At 71.4% G+C, this 18,706-nt stretch carries 19 protein-coding genes; 8 read left to right on the plus strand and 11 right to left on the minus strand.

The window, feature by feature from the left end:
• Positions 1–36 precede the first annotated feature (36 nt).
• The 5 genes from KIK09_RS21460 to KIK09_RS21480 are packed head-to-tail and all read left to right on the plus strand — an operon-like array spanning position 37 to position 6,213.
• Complete coding sequence (locus KIK09_RS21460; protein ID WP_214321053.1) at positions 37–1,590, plus strand: acyl-CoA synthetase; 1,554 nt, start codon at positions 37–39, stop codon at positions 1,588–1,590.
• Positions 1,580–2,479 (plus strand): Zn-ribbon domain-containing OB-fold protein, encoded by a 900-nt coding sequence (locus KIK09_RS21465; RefSeq protein ID WP_308164220.1) that lies wholly within the window; start codon positions 1,580–1,582, stop codon positions 2,477–2,479. The genes KIK09_RS21460 and KIK09_RS21465 overlap by 11 nt, the downstream gene beginning before the upstream one ends.
• Entirely contained in the window at positions 2,479–3,492 is a 1,014-nt protein-coding gene (locus KIK09_RS21470) for a thiolase family protein (protein WP_214321054.1), read from the plus strand. Before KIK09_RS21465 ends, KIK09_RS21470 begins: the two co-directional genes overlap by 1 nt.
• Before the next feature lies 1 nt (position 3,493).
• Positions 3,494–4,642, plus strand: coding sequence for a thiolase family protein (locus tag KIK09_RS21475; RefSeq protein WP_214321055.1), 1,149 nt, complete (start codon positions 3,494–3,496; stop codon positions 4,640–4,642).
• A complete protein-coding gene (locus KIK09_RS21480; RefSeq protein ID WP_214321056.1) occupies positions 4,642–6,213 on the plus strand; it encodes an acyl-CoA synthetase in 1,572 nt (523 codons plus the stop codon). Before KIK09_RS21475 ends, KIK09_RS21480 begins: the two co-directional genes overlap by 1 nt.
• On the opposite strand, the gene KIK09_RS21485 is transcribed toward KIK09_RS21480, so the two are convergent.
• The 3 genes from KIK09_RS21485 to KIK09_RS21495 form a co-directional block, all read right to left on the minus strand.
• Positions 6,194–7,561: a tetratricopeptide repeat protein gene (locus KIK09_RS21485; RefSeq protein WP_214321057.1), complete on the minus strand. Its 1,368-nt coding sequence runs from the start codon at positions 7,559–7,561 to the stop codon at positions 6,194–6,196. The two genes, KIK09_RS21480 and KIK09_RS21485, sit on opposite strands and share 20 nt — an antisense overlap.
• Positions 7,562–7,623: 62 nt before the next feature.
• Positions 7,624–8,247, minus strand: a complete 624-nt coding sequence (locus KIK09_RS21490; RefSeq protein WP_214321058.1) for a LysE family translocator — start codon at positions 8,245–8,247, stop codon at positions 7,624–7,626.
• 10 nt (positions 8,248–8,257) lie between these two features.
• The gene (locus tag KIK09_RS21495; protein WP_214321059.1) at positions 8,258–9,157 is read right to left on the minus strand and encodes a LysR family transcriptional regulator; all 900 of its coding nucleotides are present in this window, start codon (positions 9,155–9,157) and stop codon (positions 8,258–8,260) included.
• 110 nt (positions 9,158–9,267) lie between these two features.
• Here KIK09_RS21495 and KIK09_RS21500 point away from each other — a divergent pair, with 110 nt between their 5' ends.
• Positions 9,268–9,789: a cysteine dioxygenase family protein gene (locus KIK09_RS21500; RefSeq protein WP_214321060.1), complete on the plus strand. Its 522-nt coding sequence runs from the start codon at positions 9,268–9,270 to the stop codon at positions 9,787–9,789.
• Here the strand turns inward: KIK09_RS21500 and KIK09_RS21505 are convergent, their stop codons facing one another.
• From KIK09_RS21505 to KIK09_RS21535, 7 genes are all read right to left on the minus strand, one after another.
• Positions 9,790–10,920, minus strand: a complete 1,131-nt coding sequence (locus tag KIK09_RS21505; RefSeq protein WP_214321061.1) for an MFS transporter — start codon at positions 10,918–10,920, stop codon at positions 9,790–9,792.
• Positions 10,921–11,115: 195 nt separating this feature from the next.
• Positions 11,116–11,580 (minus strand): RrF2 family transcriptional regulator, encoded by a 465-nt coding sequence (locus KIK09_RS21510; RefSeq protein ID WP_214321062.1) that lies wholly within the window; start codon positions 11,578–11,580, stop codon positions 11,116–11,118.
• A 24-nt stretch (positions 11,581–11,604) separates the two neighbouring features.
• Complete coding sequence (locus KIK09_RS21515) at positions 11,605–12,171, minus strand: TetR/AcrR family transcriptional regulator (RefSeq protein ID WP_214321063.1); 567 nt, start codon at positions 12,169–12,171, stop codon at positions 11,605–11,607.
• A 34-nt stretch (positions 12,172–12,205) separates the two neighbouring features.
• Entirely contained in the window at positions 12,206–14,248 is a 2,043-nt protein-coding gene (locus KIK09_RS21520; RefSeq protein ID WP_214321064.1) for a YhgE/Pip domain-containing protein, read from the minus strand.
• Positions 14,248–14,811: an ATP-binding cassette domain-containing protein gene (locus KIK09_RS21525; protein ID WP_214321065.1), complete on the minus strand. Its 564-nt coding sequence runs from the start codon at positions 14,809–14,811 to the stop codon at positions 14,248–14,250. Before KIK09_RS21525 ends, KIK09_RS21520 begins: the two co-directional genes overlap by 1 nt.
• Positions 14,812–14,873: 62 nt before the next feature.
• A complete protein-coding gene (locus tag KIK09_RS21530; protein ID WP_214321066.1) occupies positions 14,874–15,530 on the minus strand; it encodes an alpha/beta fold hydrolase in 657 nt (218 codons plus the stop codon).
• Positions 15,531–15,534: 4 nt separating this feature from the next.
• A complete protein-coding gene (locus KIK09_RS21535; protein ID WP_214321067.1) occupies positions 15,535–16,038 on the minus strand; it encodes a pyridoxamine 5'-phosphate oxidase family protein in 504 nt (167 codons plus the stop codon).
• A gap of 45 nt (positions 16,039–16,083) precedes the next feature.
• Between KIK09_RS21535 and KIK09_RS21540 the strand changes: the two genes are divergently transcribed.
• Positions 16,084–16,710, plus strand: coding sequence for a winged helix-turn-helix transcriptional regulator (locus KIK09_RS21540; RefSeq protein WP_214321068.1), 627 nt, complete (start codon positions 16,084–16,086; stop codon positions 16,708–16,710).
• Between the two features lie 22 nt (positions 16,711–16,732).
• Positions 16,733–17,233 carry a pyridoxamine 5'-phosphate oxidase family protein gene (locus tag KIK09_RS21545; RefSeq protein WP_214321069.1) on the plus strand — a complete coding sequence of 167 codons (501 nt, stop codon included), beginning with the start codon at positions 16,733–16,735 and terminating at the stop codon, positions 17,231–17,233.
• Here KIK09_RS21545 and KIK09_RS21550 read toward each other — a convergent pair.
• Positions 17,230–18,576 (minus strand): dipeptidase, encoded by a 1,347-nt coding sequence (locus KIK09_RS21550; protein WP_214321070.1) that lies wholly within the window; start codon positions 18,574–18,576, stop codon positions 17,230–17,232. The genes KIK09_RS21545 and KIK09_RS21550 overlap by 4 nt on opposite strands.
• Between the last annotated feature and the right edge of the window lie 130 nt (positions 18,577–18,706).

Consider the following 18,706-nt stretch of genomic DNA (forward strand, 5'->3'; position numbering starts at 1 on the left):
AGAACAGGTTCTCATTTGACGGCCTGAGGAGTCCCGATGGGTACGCTCGGTTTCTGGAGGCTGGCGCAGGCGGATCCCGGCTGGATCGCCGCGGTTGATCCCGACGGTCGCGAGCACCGCGCCGGTGATGTGCTGGCCCAGGCCAACCGGCTGGTGCACGGGCTGCGTTCGCTCGGGCTCGAGGCGGGCGACGGCATCTGCGGGCTCGTGCCCAACGGCGTCGACGGGCTGGTGCTGTACCTGGCTGCGTTGCAGGCAGGGTGGTACTACACGCCGATCAACTGGCACCTGACCGCGCCGGAGATCGCCTACATCGTCGCCGACAGCGAGGCCAAGGCCTTCTTCGTGCACGAGCGGTACCTGGCCGAGGGCGCGCGCGGCGCCGAGGCGATCACCGAGGACCGCCGGTTCCTGATCGGCTCCGCCGTACCTGAGGTGGCTTTCCGCCAGATCGGCGAGCTCGTCGAAGGGCAGCCCGACACGGCGCCGGAGGGCCGCACGGCCGGGGCCACCATGCACTACACCTCGGGCACCACGGGCAAGCCGAAGGGCGTCAGGCGGCCGCTGAGCGGGCTGGACCCGGACGACGCGGCGGAGCTGCTCGCCTTCCTGCCCGGCCTGTTCGGCATCACCGCTGGGCAGCCCAACGCGCACCTGGTCACCTCGCCCAACTACCACACGGCGGTCACCCAGTTCGGCGGGACCGCGCTGCACATGGGCCACACGCTCGTCTACATGGACAAGTGGGACGCCGAGGAGACCCTGCGCCTGTGCGAGCGGTACCGGGTCACCAACTCGCACATGGTCCCCACCCACTTCAAGCGCCTGCTCACGCTGCCGGAGGAGACCAGGAGCAGGTACGACCTGTCCAGCCTCAGGTGGATGATCCACGCGGCGGCGCCCTGCCCGGTCCCGGTGAAGTGGGCGATGTTCGAGTGGTGGGGCGACTGCATCTACGAGTACTACGCCGCCACCGAGGGCGGCGGCACGCTGGCCACCCCCGAGGGCTGGAAGTCCCACCCGGGCACGGTCGGCACCGCCTGGCCGATCAGCGAGCTGCTCATCGTGGACGACGCGGGCGAGCCCGTCCCCACCGGCACCGCGGGCACGATCTACATGAAGATGCTCGGCACCGGCTTCGTCTACAAGGGCGACCCGGAGAAGACCGAGGCGAATCGCCTCAAGGACTACTTCACCGTCGGGGACATCGGCTATCTGGACGAGGACGGCTTCCTGTTCCTCTGCGACCGCAAGGCCGACATGATCATCTCGGGTGGCGCGAACATCTACCCGGCCGAGATCGAGAACGAGATCATGATCCACCCCAAGGTCGCCGACGTGGCCGTGTTCGGCATCCCCGACGAGGAGTGGGGCGAGCAGATCAAGGCCATCGTCGAGCCCGCCCCCGGCGCCGAGCCGGGACCTGAGCTGGCCCAGGAGATCCTCGCCTCGATCGAGGGACGGCTGTCACGCATGAAGTGGCCCAGATCCATCGACTTCATCGAGGAGATGCCCCGCGAGCCCAACGGCAAGCTCCTCAAACGCAAGCTTCGCGCACCCTACTGGGAAGGCCACGACCGTGCCATCTGAACAACCGCTGGTGGCCGAGCACGTCCTGGAGTTCCCCGGCGGCTACACCCGCACGACGGGCCCGGTCATCGGCCGTTTCCTGACCGAGCTGCGCAGCGGCAGGATCGTCGGCGTCCGCACCGCCGAGGGCCGGGTCCTGGTCCCGCCGCTGGAGTACGACCCGTCCACCGGGGAGCCGGTCACCGGCGAGTACGTCGAGGTCGGCCCCGCCGGCACCGTGAAGAGCTGGGCCTGGGTGAGTGACCCGTTACCCGGGCACCCGCTCGACCGGCCGTTCGCCTGGGCGCTGATCGAGCTCGACGGCGCCGACACCGCGCTCGTGCACGCCGTGGACGCCGGCAATCCCAAGGCGCTGGCACGCGGCACCCGCGTGTGGCCGGTCTGGCGCTCGCCACGCACCGGCCAGATCACCGACATCGAGTACTTCGCGCCCGAGGTGACCAGGATCGTCTCGAACGTGCGCTCCGCCTACCGCCTCCAGGCGGGCGGAGCGCTCAGGAGGTTCCTCGACGGGATCGAGCGCGGCCTGTTCCTCGGCGGGCGCTGCGCCACCTGCGACAAGGTGTACGTCCCCTACCGGCGCTCGTGCCCGCAGTGCGGCACCCCGATCGCGGAGGAGGTCGAGCTGCCCGACACCGGCACGATCACGACCTTCGCCATCAACAACCTGCCCGACCCGCGCGCCCCCGAAGTGCCCTTCGTCTCGGCCTACATCCTGCTCGACGGCGCGGACATCCCGATGATCGCCCTCGTCGGCGGCATCCCCGCGCACGAGGTGCGCCAGGGCATGCGGGTCAGGGCCGAATGGATCCCCGAGGCGGAACGCGGCCCGTCGATGTCCAACATCCGATGGTTCGCACCGACCGGCGAGCCGGACGTGGAGCTGTGATGCGTGACGTAGCGATCGTGGCCTTCGCCCAGACGCGCCACACCCCGCACGACGGCGGGCTGACGGAGCCGGAGCTCATCCTCCCGGTGATCAACGAGGTCAAGCAGCGCACCGGCATGAAGCGCTTCGGCTTCACCTGCTCGGGCAGCTGCGACTACCTGGCGGGCGCGCCGTTCTCGTTCGTCTCCGCGCTCGACGCGATCGGCGCCTGGCCGCCGATCTCCGAGAGCCACGTCGAGATGGACGGCGCCTGGGCCCTGTACGAGGCCTGGGTCAGGCTGCAGCACGGGGACGTCGACTCCGCCCTGGTCTACGGCTTCGGCAAGTCCTCGCTCGGCGACCTGCGCACGATCATGACGCTCCAGCTCGACCCCTACTACCTGGCGCCGCTCGGCCTCGACCAGCTGTCCTACGCCGCGCTCCAGGCCGCCGCCGTCGACGCCGACCGCGCACGGCTCGACGAGATCGTACGGCGCAGCCGTACGGCGGGCAGGGACAACCCCTTCGCGCTCGACCTGCCCGACGAGGTCGGGGACTTCGTGGTCGAGCCGCTGAAGGCGGGCGACATCGCGCCGATCACCGACGGTGCGGCGGCCGTCGTGCTGGCCGCCGGGGACCTGGCGCGCGAGCTGTGCGAGCGTCCCGCCTACATCAGGGGCATCGCGCACCGCATCGAACCCCACTATCTGGGCATGCGGGACCTGGCCCTGGCGGCCTCCGCCGCGGACGCCGCCCGAGCGGCGGGGGTCGGCAAGGGTCCCATCGAGGTGGCCGAGCTGCACACCCAGTTCAGCCACGAGGAGATCCTGCTCAGGAACGCGCTCGAACTCCCCGAGGAAACGGTGGTCAACCCTTCCGGCGGGCCGCTGGCGGCCAACCCGGTCATGGCCACCGGCCTGATCCGCATCGGCGAGGCGGCGCGCAGGATCCACGAGGGCGCCGGCCGTACCGTCGCGCACGCCACCAGCGGCCCGTGCCTGCAGCAGAACCTCGTCACGGTCTTGGAGGCGTGAGATGGGCAACCGGTGTGCCGTCATCGGCGTGGGTCAGACCTACTACACGACCAAGCGGCGTGACGTCTCCATCGCCGGGCTCGTCCGCGAGGCGGCGATCCGCGCGCTGGAGGACGCCGGGCTGACGTTCAAGGACATCGACGCCGTCGTGATCGGCAAGGCGCCCGACCTGTTCGAGGGCGTGATGATGCCCGAGGCGTACCTGGCCGACGCGCTGGGCGCGGCGGGCAAGCCGATGATGCGCGTGCACACCGCCGGCAGCGTCGGCGGCTCGACGGCGCTGGTCGGGGCCTCGCTGATCCAGGGCGGCGTGCACGACAGGGTGCTGGTGGTGGCCTTCGAGAAGCAGTCGGAGTCCAACGCGACCTGGGCGCTGTCGACGCACCTGCCGTTCAACTCCTCGCTGGTGGTGGGCGCGGGCGGGTACTTCGCCCCGCACATCAGGGAGTACATGCGCAGGTCGGGCGCCCCCGACCACATCGGGACGCTGGTGGCCGTCAAGGACCGGCAGAACGCGCTGAAGAACCCCTACGCGCACCTGAAGATCCCCGGCATCAGCCGCGAGATGGTCGAGTCGACGCCGATGCTGTGGGAGCCGATTCGCTACCTGGAGACGTGCCCGTCCAGCGACGGCGCCTGCGCGATGGTCCTGTCGTCGGAGAAGTACGCGACGGGCACGCCCGCCTGGGTGCACGGCACCGCGATGCGCTCCGAGCCGATCTTCCGCGCCGATCGCGACACGGTGAACCCGCAGGCCGGCAAGGACTGCGCCGCCGACGTCTACCGGCAGGCCGGCATCGCCGACCCGCGGCGGCAGATCGACGCGGCCGAGGTGTACGTGCCGTTCTCCTGGTACGAGCCGATGTGGCTGGAGAACCTGGGCTTCGCGGCCGAGGGCGAGGGCTGGAAGCTCACCGAGTCCGGCGCGACCGCGCTGGACGGCGACATCCCGTGGAACGCCTCCGGCGGCGTGCTGTCGTCCAACCCGATCGGCGCCTCCGGCCTGATCCGCTTCGCCGAGGCGGCGCTGCAGGTGCGCGGCATGGCGGGCGAGCACCAGGTGGACGGGGCACGGCGGGCGCTCGGCCACGCCTACGGCGGCGGGGCGCAGTTCTTCGCGATGTGGGTCGTGGGACGGGAGAAGCCCTGATGGAGTTCAACCACGCCGACCTGTTCGAGGGCCTCGCCGAGGCGATCGGCGACCGCGTGGCGGTCGTCTGCGGCGCCGAGAGGCGGACCTACGCCGAGCTGGACGCCGAGGCCAACCGCGTGGCCCACCACCTGGAGAGCCTGGGTGTCGGGCCGGGCGGCCACGTGGGGATCCAGCTCTACAACGGGATCGAGTACCTGGCGACCCACCTGGCCGCGCTCAAGCTGCGCGCCGTGCCGATCAACGTCAACTACCGCTACGTCGAGGCCGAGCTGCGCTACCTCTACCAGGACTCCGACCTGGTGGCGCTGGTCTACGACGTGGAGTTCGACGCCAGGGTGGCCGCCGTCGTGCCCGAAGGGGTCCACCTGGTCTCGGTGGGCGGCCGGTCGGCCATCGCCGCGGCCGTGCCGTACGCGCAGGCCCTGGAGAGCGGTACGGCGGGCCGCGGCTTCGCCGAGCGGTCAGGGCAGGACGTGTACATCATCTACACCGGCGGCACCACGGGCATGCCCAAGGGCGCGATGTGGCACAGCGAGGACCTGTTCATGGCCTTCGGCGGCGGCAACCCGTACGGCGAGCCGCGCGCGACCCCGCAGGAGGTGATCGACGAGGCGGCCAAGGCCAATCCGATGATCATGATGGCGGCGCCGCCGCTGATGCACGGCGCGGCGCAGATGGCCACGTTCATCGCGTGGTGGATGGGCTCCACCATGGTCCTGGTGCGCAAGTTCGAGGCCGACGAGGTGTGGCGCACGATCGAGCGCGAGCGGGTCAATACGATCACCATCACCGGCGACGCGATGGCCAGGCCCCTGGCGGAGGCGCTCGAGACGGGCTCCTACGACCTGTCGTCGCTGTTCGTGGTGGGCTCGACCGGCGCGATCCTGTCCGGCTCGGTGCGCGAGCGGCTGCAGGAGCTGCTGCCGAACGTGATGATCCTCGACAACTTCGGCTCGACCGAGTCCGGGTACACCGCCTCGGGCGTGGCCGGGTCCTCGCCGGAGAAGGGGCTGCGCTACCAGCCGAACGCGACCTCGCGCCTGGCCGTGCTGGACGAGACCCTCAAGCCCGTCGGCGAAGGCCAGCTGGGCACCGTGGCCAAGGCGGGCAGGATCGCGTTCGGCTACTACAACGACCCGGACAAGACCGCCCGCACGTTCGTCACCGACGCCGAGGGCACCCGCTGGCTGCTGACCGGCGACCTGGCGACCGTCGACGCCGACGGCACGGTCAACGTGTTCGGGCGCGGCTCGCAGTGCATCAACACCGGCGGCGAGAAGGTCTTTCCCGAGGAGGTGGAGGCCGTGCTCAAGGGACACCCCGGCGTGTTCGACGCGGTCGTCACCGGGATACCGGACGAGCGCTGGGGGGCCAGGGTCGCGGCCGTCGTCGAACCCCGGCCCGGGGCCGAGGTCACCGCCGCCGAACTGGACGCGCACTGCAGGGAGCTCCTGTCGAGCTACAAGGTCCCGCGCACCTACGCCTTCGTCGAGGAGATGGTACGGTCGCCCGCCGGCAAGGCCGACTACCGCTGGGCCAAGCAGACCGCTACCGCGGCTTCCTCGTGAGCAGCTCGCTCTCCACCTGGGTGGCGCGGCGCAGTACCAGCGTGGCCTCCATGGCCTGGTCGGCCTCGACCAGCGCGTCGCCCAGCATGAGCAGCGCCCTGGCCAGGTAGGAGTTCAGCGCCCGGTTACGTGGCGCGAAGCGCTCCAGCGTGGACACCGCCTCGCGCAGCGGCTCGACCGCCTCGGCGTAGGCGCCGCGCAGCTCCAGCGCGCACGCCAACGCCAGCCCCGCCGCCGACCTGCCCGTGTGCACGCCCTCGGCGTCCACCCCGGCCGCCAGCAGCTCGTCGTAGATCGCGATCGACTCCCTGGCCCGCGACTCCGCCCGCGGCCCGTCGTCCAGGCCGAGCAGCGGCAGCAGCTCGGCGCTCTGGGCCAGCGAGTCGGCCAGCACCGCGCGGAAGGTCGGCTCGTCCGGGCGCCGCCTGGCCAGCGTGATGAGCTCCTCGATGAGCGGGTTGGCCGCCTCCAGCTCGCCGCGCATCAGGTGGCACCGCACCAGGCGCTGCCTGGCCAGCGCCACCCGCGCCGCCACGGGCTCGTCCGGTGCCGGGTCGTCCGGGTCCTCCTGGTCCTCGGGTTCGCGCAACGGGCATTCCGGGGGCGCCAGGGCTTCGATGGCGGCCTCCGCGTACGGCGTGGCCTCCTCGGGGCGGCCCTCGGCCAGCAGGTCGTCCACCACGGCGGCGGCCGCCTCGGCCAGCCGTACGCGCTGGGCGGGGGTGTGCGGGGTGGCGGACTCGATGGCCCTGGCCAGGTAGTCCATGGCCTCCCTGCCGCGGCCGAGCTCGCGCAGCACCAGCCCGCGCACGCGGTCGGCCTCCGCGCGCAGGGGCAGCAGCGCGGGCCGCAGGTCGGGCCGCGCGATGAGCACCCGTTCCTGCTCGGCCAGCGACCAGGAGATGGCGGCCAGCGCGTCCTTCGGCCGACCGAGCGCGGCGAGCGTGGCGCCCAGATGCGCGTAGACGGTGGCGGCGACGACCGGCTCGTCCATGTCGTCGCACAGGTCGGCGGCGCGCTCCAGCGGTTCGAGGTCGGGGGCGTCGCGCTCGTACTCGAGCCTGCCGAGTGTGGCGAGCGCCATGCCCAGCCGCACCCGGTCGGTGCCCAGCTCCTCCAGGACCTCCACGGCCAGCGCGGCCAGCGCCACGGCGGCGTCGGCCGCCCCCGCGACCGCGGCCCGGTCGGCGAACCAGCCGAGGTATCCGCACAGGCGGCGCCTGTCGGGGAAGTCGGCGACCAGCGGGGTGACGGAGGCGATCAGGCCGGCGAAGTCGCCGGACGCGTCCAGGCGATCGGAAAGCTCGTCGAGCGCTGTGTCCGCGGCCAGAGGGACGGTGTCCGCCACTACCTCACTATCCCACCGACCTCCACCCCGTGGCACGACCTTTCATGCCGTTGGTCCGCGGACTATTTCGAGGTGGCCAGGAAGGCGCCGAGACCGAGGTAGACCAGGCCGCTGCCGATGTCGAGGCGGCGGCGGGCGGTGGTCGAGTGGCGGAAGCGACCCGCCACGGCCGAGGACATGAAGGCGTAGGAGCCGTCGGTCACCATGCCGAGCGCGGTGAAGATCAGGCCGAGGACGAGCATCTGCGCCCAGACGTGGCCCGCCGCGGGGTTGGTGAACTGGGGCAGGAACGCCATGAAGAAGATGGCGGTCTTGGGGTTGAGGATGTTGACGACGAAACCCTCGCTGAGGATGCGCCTGTTCGACTTGACCTCCAGCTCCAGCGGCTCCTCGATCGGCTTGCCGCGCATGAGCTTGCGGACGCCCAGGTAGACCAGGTAGGCGACGCCGGCGTACTTGACGATGGTGAACGCGGTCGCGGAGGCGGCCAGCAGCGCGCTGATGCCCAGCGCGGCGGCCACCACGTGCACCAGCGAGCCGGCGTGCACGCCGAGCACCGAGATCAGGCCCGCGGCTCTGCCTTGGGCGACGCTGCGGGTGACGATGAACAGGACCGCGGGACCGGGCACGAGGAGCAGGGCGAGGGTGGCGGCGCAGAAGAGCGCCAGCGTGCTGGGGCTGGGCATGTCGTCCAGCTTAGGAACGTGGCGGTGCGGATGCCAGAGGGTTTTGCGCGGGGACGGCCGCACGCAGCGCCGACAGCAGGACCTGGGTGGGCGGCGGGTGGGGCGGGTCACCGTACACGGCGGCGTAGACGTGCCTGGTCGAGCCGGGGACCTCGCGCGCGTGCACGTGCGGGTTGCGGTGGGCGCTCAGCGCCAGGCCCGGCAGCAGCGTCAGGCCCATGCCCGCGGCCACCAGCGCCTGCACGGCCACGATGTCGTCGCTGGTGAAGGAGATCCGCGGCTCGAACCCCGCCTCGCCGCAGACCTCGAGCAGGTGGCTCCTGCAGCGGTCGCACCCGGCGATCCACGGCGAGTCCGCGTGCTCCCACAGCTCCCCTGGCGGGGTGTCGGACAGCAGGTAGCTGGGGTCGTCGAAGAGCGGGATCAGCTGGATGTCGCCGTCTTCCGGCGCGGTGTCGTCGTAGCGGAAGACCACGGCCACGTCCACGCGGCCCGCCCTCAGCAGCCGCATCGCCTCCGGCGGCTCGGTCTCCGTCAGGTTGATCCGCAGCCCCGGGTGCGACCTGGCCAGGCACGTCACGGCGCCGGGGACGAAGGTGCCGAGCGCGGAGGGGAAGGCGGCCAGCCGTACGCGGCCCGACCTGAGGCCGACGTGCGCGGCGAGCTCCTCGGAGGCGGCGTCGAGGCGGCCGATGATCTCCGCGCCGCGCTCGGCGAGCAGCTTGCCCGCCTCCGTGAGGCGGATGCCGCGTCCGGCCCGCTGGATCAGTTTGGCGCCCGTCTCGGCCTCCAGGCGGGCCAGGTGGTGGCTGACGGACGGCTGGGAGTAGTGCAGCTCCTTGGCCGCCGCGGTGAGGGAGCCGCGTCTGGCCACGGTGACGAGGACGCGAAGCCGCACAACATCGAGCATTTATCAAGCGTATCTATGAATAGGCCAAAAGACTTCTGTTGGACCTATCGATCCGGATGGAGCACCGTAGAAGGGGAAGAGGAAATTGCTCTATTCCCTAGGGGGAAACCATGGAAACGATCGTGCGTCCCGGACTGGACCAGCTCGTCACGGACATCAATCGGATCGCGTCCAGGCGGATGCCCCTGCGGGAGACGGCTTTCGCGGTGGCGGACCTGCTGCGCGCCGGGCTGCCTGGAAAGGACATCCTGACCGAGGAGGAGCTCCAGGGTTCGCCCGACGGGTACGTCTCCAAGCCTCTCTACTGTCAGGACGACTTCTCGATCGTGTCGGTCGTGTGGCGGCCCGGCCAGGGCACGGTCATCCACGATCACGTGTCGTGGTGCGCGTTCGGGATCCTGTCCGGCATCGAGTACGAGACCCTCTACCGGGACATGGGCGACCACCTCGTGGAGATCGGGCGGGCCGCCAACATGCCCGGCGAGGTCAGCGGCTTCGCCCCGCCCGGCGACATCCACAAGGTCGAGAACACCAGCTCGGAGGTGGGCGTCTCCCTGCACGTCTACGGCGCGAACGTGGGCAAGCTGGGCAGCAGCGTCCGCCGCGTCTACGACCTGCCGATCAGGGCCTGATCATCGGGTTCTCGCCGCTGTCAGGGGGATGGCCAGTACGGCGAGCGCGGCGCCGGCGGCGAAGACGGTGGGGAAGCCGGAGGGCAGTGTGAAGGCGCCCAGCGCGGTGCCCAGGCCGATGCCGAGGTAGATGCAGGAGGAGTTGAGCGAGACCAGCAACGGAGCCTCGTCGGGGGCGATGTCGATCAGGCGGTGCTGCTGGGGAGGGGTCTGGCACCAACTGCTCGCGCCCCAGGCCGCCATCAGGGCGCCGACCAGGGCGGGGGCGGTGGCGCCCGTGGCGGCGAGGAGGGCGAGCGCGGCCAGGGAGGCGGCCATCAGGGTGTAGCCGGAGCGGAGGACCAGCGAGGCGTTCCATCGGTCGGTCGCGCGGCCCGCGGCGAGGTTGCCGACGACGGCGCCCACGCCGTACAGGAAGAGCATCGGGGCGGGCGAGGCGATGCCGACCGCGGCCAGGGCGGGTGCGCTGTAGGCGTAGGCCGTGTAGCCGGCCGCCATGCCCAGGACGGTCAGGGCCAGGACCGGGAGCACCCCTGGCCGTTTGAGCGCGCCCAGACGGGTGCGGAGGGGCACGCGGGGGTGGCCGGGGAGCGGCGGCAGGACGGCCCTGACGCCGAGCGCGACCAGCAGGCAGACCGCCGCCACCAGGCCGAGCGCGGCCCGCCAGCCGAGCAGCTGACCTGCCAGGCCGCCCAGCGGCACGCCCAGCGCGGTGGCGATCGTCAGCCCGCCCACAACTACCGACAGCGCCCTGGCCCGCTGTTCCGGGCCGGCCAGGGAGGCGCTCACGGCGCCCGCGTTCGGTGTGTAGGCCGCCGCGCCGAGTGCCGCCAGCACCCTGGTGATCATCAGCACGGCCAGGTCGGGGGCGAGCGCGGAGCCCAGGTTGGCCAGGCCGAGTACGGCCAGCGCGCTGACGAGCAGCGTGCGCCGCGGGAGCCTGGCGGTCAGCGTGGCCAGCACCGGCGAGCCGACCGCGTAGGCCGCGGCGAACACGGTCACCGACTGCCCGGCCGCCGCGGGGGAGACGTCGAGCGAGGCGGCCATCGCGGGCAGGAACCCGGCCACCACGAAGGCGTCGGTCCCGACCGCGAAGGTGCCGACGGCCAGCGTGCGAATCGGGATGTTCAATGTCTCGATTCCTTCCAGGCAAGATCCAAAGACAAAAGAGCAGGAAGAGCAAAAGCGTTGGGGTGGAGGTGAAGAGAGGAAGGGCGGGAGCGTTGGGGTGGAGGTCAGGGCAGGAGCGCGGAAGTGTTGGGTGGGGAAAAGAGGAAGAGTGGAAGCGTTGGGTGGGGAAAGTGGAAGAGCGGAAGCGTTGGGAGGTCAGGTGAGGCGGGCGTGGCGCTGCCGCATGCGCGCGGCCGCCCCGGCGGGCGCGGAAGCGACGAGGTCGGCGACCGTCTGGGCGGCCAGCTCGCGCCGCCAGGCCAGCTCCGCCTTGCGCATCGCGGTGGCGACGCCGCACGGGCGGTCGAACTCCTCGGTGCGCGCGACCCCGTTCTGCCGGATCTCGGTGCAGCGGAACGCCTCGTCGGGCCCCTCGACCGCGGCCACGACGTCCATCAGGGTGATCTGCTCCGGCGGCCTGGCCAGCAGGAATCCGCCCTTGGCGCCCGGGGTGGAGACGAGGATCCCGGCGCGTACGAGCGCCTGCAGCCGCTTCTTCAGGTAGGCGGGCGGTAGCTCGAAGAGCGTGGCGAACTTCGCCGTCGAGACGGGCTCGTCGTCAAGCCAGGCCAGCGTGAGGCAGCAGTGCAGCCCCCACTCAACCCCTTCACCGATCCGCATAAAAGGGGATATTACATGTCCCGATTAGCGCAGGCGGCCGTGCATCAGGTCGACGAGCGTGGCGTGCACGTCGGTCAGCGGCCGGTCGGGGTGCAGCACCCGGTGCTCGATGGAGACCGTCAGCACCATCCCGAACACGGCCGTGGCCGCGGTCTCCACGTCCAGGTCCGCCCTGATCTCGCCGTTCTCCGCCGCCCTCCGCAGCACCCCGGCGTACACCCCGAGAACCCGCTCGCGCAGCCGGGCCACGGCCTCCTGCCAGGCCGTGTGCCACATCTCGGCCAGCAGCACGCGGGCGAACGGCCCGTACTCCTCGAAGAAGCGCAGCTGACCGAGCACCACGCCGTCGAGCGCCTCGAGCGCGGTCTCGCCGACGGCGGCCGAGGACAGCGCGCCGGCCAGCCTGCCGATCGAGTGCTCGAGCAGCTCGGAGAACAGGCCCTCCTTGCTGCCGAAGTTGTAGAACACGGTCCCCTTGGCCACCCCGGCCCGCTCGGCGATGGCGTCGACGGTCGTCGCCGAGTACCCCTGCTCGGCGATCAGCTCGACGGCCGCCCCGAACACCTTCAGCCGGGTGTCCTCTCTGGTCATCGGCCCGACTCCGCGGTTCGGTCGCTGCGCTCTCTCACAGGGCCAGCTCCGGGTGCAGGCGCTTGATGGACCAGGTACGGCTGCGCTCCACGGCGAGCGTGGTGAGTGCGAGCCCGAGGAGGAGGAAGGCCGACAGCACCCCGCAAGCCTGCCACACCACGGTCGGATCGCCACCGCTGATCAGGCGGCGCAGCGCCGACACCACCCAGCTCATCGGTAGCCACGGCGAGATCGTCTGGAAGAAGCCGGGCGACGTCTCGATCGGGTAGGTCCCCGCCGCAGAGGTCAGCTGGAGCATCAGCAGCGCCAGCGCGACCACCCGTCCGGGCGGGCCGAGCAGCGCGTTGACCGCCTGAACGATGGCCAGGAACGCGGCCACGGCCAGCAGCAGGAGCCCCGCCACCCCGGCCCAGTGCTCGGCCTCGAGCCCGAGCCCGAACCGCAGCACCGCCAGCAGCACGCCGACCTGCGCGGCGCCCAGCCCGACGGCGGGCAGCCAGCCCGACAGCGCGATCCCGAGCGCCCCCGAGGTGCCCGCGAGCCTGCGCTGGTTGAGCGGCTTGAGCACCATGTAGGCGATCATCGCGCCCACCCACAGTGCCAGGGGGAGGAAGAACGGGGCGAACCCGGTCCCGTAGTTGGGCACCGCGTTGTCCACCGACTTGGCCAGCCGTACCGGGTCGCTCATCATGTCGGAGCGGGCGTCGCGCTCCTGGGCGGAGTAGGCCGGGATCTGCTTGGCGCCGTCGCCGAGCCCGTCGGCCAGGTCGGCCGAGCCCTTGGCGAGCTGGTTCATGCCCCTGTCGACCTTGCCCGCGCCGTTGTGCAGCTTGTCGACGCCCGAGTACAGCTGGCTGGCGCCGTCGCCGAGCTTGACCAGGCCGCCGCCGAGCTTGCCGATGCCGTCGGTGACCTGCTGCGAGCCGTTGTAGAGCTTGTTGGAGGCCTGGTAGAGCTTGGCCGTGCCGTGGCCCGCCTTGGTGACGCCCGCGTCGAGCGCCGAGGCGCCGTCCGCCAGCTTGGCCAGGCCCTCGTCGAGCTGGTCGACCTTGCCGCGCACCCCGTCCACCTTGTCGCCGAGCCCGGGCGCCACCTCGGCGATCCTGCGCGCGGTGGCCGCCACCTCGCGGGCCTTGGCGGCCAGCTCGGGGTTGCCGTCGACCTGGTCGGCGAGCTGGGCCAGGGCCTCGGCGTCGTCGGCGATCCGCGGGCCGTACTCGTTCAGCACGGGCACGTACCTGTCGGCGAGCTGGTCGACCGCGCCGATCTGCGCGTGCACCTGCCGGTAGGCCTGGTTCGCGCCGTCGGACAGCTTGCCGGTGCCGCGCTCGAGCTTGGCCATGCCGTCGTTGAGCGTGCCGATCGCGTCGCGCGCCTTGCCGATGCCGTTGGTGACCTGGGTGGAGCCGTCGTGCAGCCTGCCGGTCGCGGAGCCCGCGGTGCTCAGGCCGGTCGAGAGCTGCTGCGCGCCGTTCTCGGCGGTGCCGAGGCCGTCGTTGAGCCTGGAGACGCCGTCGCCCGCCTTGAGCGCGCCGTTGTGCAGCTTGCCGGCGCCGTCGGCGGCCTGGGTGGTCTTGTCGTGGATGTCGCCGATGGAGACGAAGACGTTGTCGAAGTAGCCGTGGATCGCGGTGCGTGCGGCGGCCGCCTTGACCTCGTTGAACACCGAGTCGGAGATCGTGCCCATGATGTAGCTGCGCCCGGTGTCGACCTGCAGTCCCAGCTGCGCCGGGTTGGGCGTCCCCTTCTCCGACGGCGAGGCCAGCCTGGTGCTGAAGTCGGAGGGGATGGTGAGCGAGAGGTAGAAGCTGCCGTCGCGCACCCCGTCGACGGCCTCCTGCGCGCTGACCCGGTGCCAGCCGAAGATCCTGCGGGACTCCAGCTCGTCGGCCAGGTCCTGGCCTGCGTGCAGGTCGCCCGACGGCCGGTCCTCCATGACCAGCGCCACCGGCAGCCTGTCCAGGTTGCCCTGCGGGTTCCAGAACGACCAGAGGTACAGCCCCGCGTACAGCAGCGGCAGCACGACCACCGCCGCCAGCGCCGCCCGCGTCAGCCGGGAACGCAGCATGCCCTTCATCACAACTCCACGAGGTGGTCGAACCGGTCCGGGGCCTGCACACAGGAGGCGGCCACGGTGTAGCCCTTGGCGGTCAGTTCGCGGAGCATGGTCCAGAGCCTGTCCTGGTGCCCGTCGGGCAGCCCGGCGTCGAGGTTGTCGGCCACGATCACGGCGGGCTCGTCCAGCAACGCCATCGCGACGCCCAGCCGTACCTGCTGCTCCCTGTCGAGCTCGCGGGCGAGCGTGCGCGGGTCGAGGTCCAGGCCGGCAGCCTTCAGCGCCTGCGTGTACGGCTTGCGCCGGCGTTCGCGCAGGTGCTCGGCGACCGTGAGCGAGCGGTCGGGATCGGTGACGCCGTCGACCAGCGCGAGGGAGGCGACGCGGCGGATCGCGTGCGGGCGGGTGTGCCCGGCGACGCTCAGCGTGCCGCCGGTGGGCTTCATCCGCCCGGCCAGCGTGAGCAGCAGGCTGGTGCGCCCGCTGCCCGTCTGGCCGGCGACCACGGTAAGCGTGCCCTTGCCCGCTTCGAGCGAGATCGCGGGGTACACCCCCTCGACCGTTAGGCCCTTGGCGACGATCACTGCGGCTCCATCTCTTGAACTGACCGGTCAGTTCAAAAGATAGTCCATCCGTTCATGGAGTGCTATGTGAGGATGCTCACCAGGTAATCGGCCAGCTCACGCGGGTGCGACAGCATCGCCATGTGGCTGCCGGGCACCTCGTCGGGCGTGATGCCGAGCCGGTCCCTGACCAGCCCGCGCACGAAGGCGGGCGGGAAGAATCGGTCGTCGCGGCAGAGCAGGTAGCGCGTCGGCACGTCCGGCCAGGCCGCCAGCGGCCAGGGCTCGCGTCCCGCCCGGTCCATGTTCATGCCCTCGGACACCGCTTTGTCGTGGGCGAGCACCGCCTCCGTCAGGTCGCGCGGGACGTCGTGCATGAACAGCTCGATCTCGTCCTCGATCTCCGACGAGGAGTACCCCGTGCGCTCCCACCAGTCGTCCGGCGCCTCGCCCGGGGCCGGGATCATGGCCGTGAGCATGACCAGGGCCCTGGCCTTGGCGCGCTCGCAGACCAGCGGGCCGACGAAGCCGCCCCAGGAGTGTGCGACCACCACCAGGTCGGAGCGGTCGCCGGTGGCCTTGACCACCGCGTCCGCGTAGTCCCACAGGGTCGCCGCGGGATCGGAGACGGGCAGGTCGATCGCCACGGTGTCGTGGCCTCTGGCGCGCAGCTCGTCCTCGACCAGGTGCCAGTCGTAGGAGCTGCCGCCGCCGCCGTGGATCAGTGCGAAAGTCGTCATGCGGTTATGACCTCCCGCGGCGGGCGAACTCATCGGGCGTCGCGCCGCCGGGCAGCCGCGTCTGGAAGTCGAGCACGCCCACCCAGGTGGGGCGCACGGCGATCCTGACCATCCGCAGGCCCGGCTCGTCGACCTCGGCGATGTTCCTGGCGCCCTGCTCGGGACCCGCGTAGCGGTAGTGGGCCTGCGCGTACTCGGGGACGACGCCCTCGACGTCGGTGACCTCGGCCTTGCCGCGCAGCAGCAGCTGCTTCGGCGGGAACGAGGCCGTGTCGACGGTGATGGCCACCTCCGGCCTGGCGCGCAGCGCGGCGATCTTGGCACTCCTGGGGAACGTCCCCATCACCCACTCCTCGCCCGTCCACTGGAACATCGTCGGGAACACCCGCGGCGTCCCGTCGGCGGCCACGTAGGCGATCCTGGCCAGCTCCGTGCCGTTGAGCAGTTCCTGGGCCACCTCGTGGGCGAGCAGCCCGACATCTCCCTGGGGTAGCTTGTTCACGTCCATAGTCCTAAACTAGGACCAAGAAGTCCTAGATGACAAGAGGTGGCGATGCGCAGCTACGACGACCCGTGCGGGGTGGCCAGGGCACTCGATCACGTGGGGGAGCGGTGGGCGCTGCTGGTCGTGCGCGAGCTGCTGCTCGGCGCCAAGCGCTTCACCGACCTACGCGCCGGCCTGTCGTCCGCCAGCCAGAACGTGCTGTCACAGCGGCTGCGCGAGCTGGAGGCCTCGGGGATCGTACGGCGGCGCAAACTGCCGCCCCCGGCGGCGAGCTGGATCTACGAGCTGACGGAACGCGGGCTGGCGCTGGAGCCGGTCGTGTTCGCGCTGGCCCGATGGGGTTCGCAGGCGCCGATGACGTCGTCGAGCTCGCTGAGCGTGGACGCGCTGATGATGGCGCTGAGGTCCACCTTCGACGCCGAGGCGGCGCGCGGCTTCGCGGCCGTGGTGGAGCTGCGGCTGGGCCACGACCGCTTCCAGGCGTCCGTCTCGCCCGGCGGGCTGGCGCTCATCAGGGCCTCGGGCGGCGCCGACGCCGTGCTGGAGACGGACGCGGACACGCTGCGTGCCCTGGTCTTCGAGGGGCGGGCCGTGGATCCCGGCGCGGTCACCGGCGACCTGGCGCTCGTCGAGCGGTTCGTCGGACTGTTTCCACGCCCGGCGATGAGTTCCTGAGCCGCCGGCCGTCTACAGCTGTATGGAACCCATCACGGAAATCGACGCGCGCTACAGCTCCGAGGGCGCCGTGGCCACCCCGTGGGAGCAGACGCGCGAGCTGCTGGAGCGGGCGGAGACGTACTGGCTGTCGACGGTGCGTCCCGACGGGCGGCCGCACGTCACCACGCTGATCGCGCTGTGGCACGAGGGCGCGATGTACTTCACCACCGGACCGGAGGAGCGCAAGGCGCTCAACCTCGAGGCCAACCGCAACGTGGCGCTCACCACGGGCGTGAGCTCTATGAGCGGCGGCCTCGACGTGGTCGTCGAGGGCGTGGCCGAGCGGGCGACCGACCCGGCCACGCTCAAGTCCCTGTCGGAGGCCTACGTGGCCAAGTACGGGTCCGACTGGGCCTTCCAGGTGGGCGAAGGCGGCTTCCTGCACGAGGGCGGCGGCCTGGCACTGGTGTTCCAGGTGGCGCCGCGGGTGGTCCTCTCGTTCAGGAAGGGCGACTTCGCCCAGACCAGGTATCGGTTCTAGGCGTCCAGCGCCAGCTCGTGGAGGAAGAGCGCCTCGGTGGCGGCCACGCGGTGCAGCTCCTCCAGGTCGACCCGCTCGTTGGGCGCGTGCGTGGCGGCGTCCTCGTCCTCGGCGCCGAACAGCAGGATCTCCGCCGCGGGGAACTGCTTGACCAGCGTGTTCACCAGCGGGATCGAGCCGCCCGCACCGACGTCGCGCGGCGAGCGGCCGAAAGCGCGCTCCATCGCCCGGTTGAGCGCCGCGCGCGCCTTGCCGCCCGAGTCGGCGTGGAAGCCGGAGCCGACCACGAAGTCCGTGATCGCCACCTTCGCGCCCCACGGCGTGACCTGCCGGAGGAAGTCCATCACCGCGTCGACCGTGGTCTTCGGGTCGCCGGCCGGCGGGACGCGGACCGTGACGCGAGCCCTGGCCACCGCCTGGACCGCGTTGATGGCGCCGGAGACCGTAGGCACGTCAAGACCCGTGACGGTGATCGCGTAGGAGGACCACAGCCGGTCGGCCAGCGAGCCGGAGCCGACCAGCGAGACCTGGTCGAGCACCCCGGTCGTCTTGCGGAACTCCTCCTCCGAGGGCCCCTGGCCGAGGAACGTGCCACGCGGCAGGCCGGGCACGCGGATGTCGCCGTTCTCGTCGTGCAGCGCGGTCAGCATCCGCATGAGGGCGGCCAGCGCGTCGGGCGCCGCGCCGCCGAACTGGCCGCTGTGCACCGGCTCGTTGAGCGTGCGGACCTCGATCGTGAACGCGGCCATGCCGCGCAGCGAGGTGGTGACCGACGGGTCGCCCACGCGCGGGTTGCCGGTGTCGGCGACCACGATCGCGTCGGCCCGCAGCAGGTCGGGGTTCCGCTCGACGAACGCCTCGAGGCGCTCGCCCGCGTACTCCTCCTGGCCCTCCACGATGACCTTGATGCCGACGGGGAACCGGCCCTGGAAGGCGCGCAGCGCGATCACGTGGGAGATGATGCCGGACTTGTCGTCCGCGGTGCCTCTGCCGTACAGCAGCTTGCCGTCGATCAGGGTGGGCTCGAAGGGCGGCGTGCGCCAGGCGGCGGGGTCGCCGGGCGGCTGCACGTCGTAGTGCGCGTACAGCAGCACCGTGGGCGCGCCGGGAGGCGCGGGGGCCTCGCCGTACACGGCGGGGAAGCTGCCCTCGACCGGGATCTGCTGCACGTGCGGCAGCCCCGCGCTGCGCAGCAGTTCCTCGGTCACGGCCGCGGCGGCCAGGACGGGCTCTTCCGGGTGCCCGGGGAAGGCCACGGACGGGATCGCGGACAGCCGCTTGAGGTCCTCAACGGCCTGGGGCATCGCCGCCGCGACGGCGCTCTGGATCTGGTCAGGAGTCACGGGAAGGTCCCCCAGGTCGGTTCTCGACAGGTACATCTCATTGGATCACAGAAGGTTCCGCACGATGGAAAGCCGTGTGACCCGGGGCCAAATCTACATGCGGATTTCGCAGCTGTTACATAGCGGTTCT

It is taken from the genome of Nonomuraea sediminis, from assembly GCF_018531495.1.
GTDB lineage: Bacteria > Actinomycetota > Actinomycetes > Streptosporangiales > Streptosporangiaceae > Nonomuraea > Nonomuraea sediminis.